This window comes from Dietzia sp. DQ11-38-2, from assembly GCF_014145055.1.
Classification (GTDB): domain Bacteria; phylum Actinomycetota; class Actinomycetes; order Mycobacteriales; family Mycobacteriaceae; genus Dietzia.
This window is the reverse complement of sequence record NZ_JAALDW010000479.1, coordinates 2,507-3,323: the sequence shown is the minus strand read 5'-3', so window position 1 is coordinate 3,323 and position 817 is coordinate 2,507. Positions and strand designations below refer to the sequence as shown.

The 817-nt window shown below is 73.1% G+C and carries 2 protein-coding genes; one reads left to right on the top strand and one right to left on the bottom strand.

From position 1 onward, the window contains the following. On the top strand, positions 1-292 hold a 292-nt coding region (locus tag G6026_RS17610; protein WP_241728116.1), incomplete at its 5' end, for a CPBP family intramembrane glutamic endopeptidase. 9 nt (positions 293-301) lie between these two features. Here the strand turns inward: G6026_RS17610 and G6026_RS17605 are convergent. Further along, positions 302-817: AEC family transporter (locus tag G6026_RS17605; RefSeq protein ID WP_241728115.1), on the bottom strand; the 516-nt coding region annotated here is incomplete at its 5' end.

The window sequence follows — 817 nt, the reverse complement described above, 5'->3', positions numbered from 1 at the left end:
GGGGGTGCTCGCCGTGGCGGTGCTCGTCCCCGTGGCCGAGGAGGTGGTGTTCCGGGGGATCGTCCTGCCCGCACTGCGCGCGAGGTTCCGGGCCGTCCCGGGGATCGCGCTCGCGGGGACGATTTTCGCCGCCGTGCACCTGATCCCGCCCGCCCTGCCGTATCTGCTGGTCGTGGGGATCTCCCTGTGCGTGATGGCGCAGTGGTACCGGTCGATCGTCCCGGGGATCGTGCTCCACGGGGTCAACAACGCGGTCGTGTTCGCCGGCATCGTGGCGGCGGGCGCCACCTGAGTGGCGCGCTCAGGCCAGCAGCGCGGACACCAGCAGCAGTACGGGGAGCGACCCGAGGGTGGTGAGGACTGCCGAGTCGCGGGCGAGCAGTGTCCCGTGGCCGTACCGGGTGGCCACCACGAGGACGTTCTGCGCGGTGGGCAGGGCCGCCGCGACGACGACGGTGAGCAACTCGTGACCCCGCATCCCCATGAGACCGCTGCCGACGGCGTACGCCAGGAGTGGGTGGGCCACCAGTTTCAGTCCGCTCGCCAGCGCGATCTCCCGTCGGGGTGAGGCCCCGGCCTCGAGCACCTTCACGCCATAGAGGGACATTCCGAAGACGAGGAGAGCGCCGGGGACCGAGATCTGGCCGACCAGGTGGACGGGTTCGAGGAGGCGTTCGGGCGGTGACCACGGGAGGGCGGCCACCACCACCCCGGCGAGCGCGGCCAGGACCAGGGGGGTCCGGGCCGCCTGGAGCGCGGAGGCGAACGCACCCCCACCCCCGTCGGTCGTGCCCTCCGCGCGGGCGGCACGCTCGAG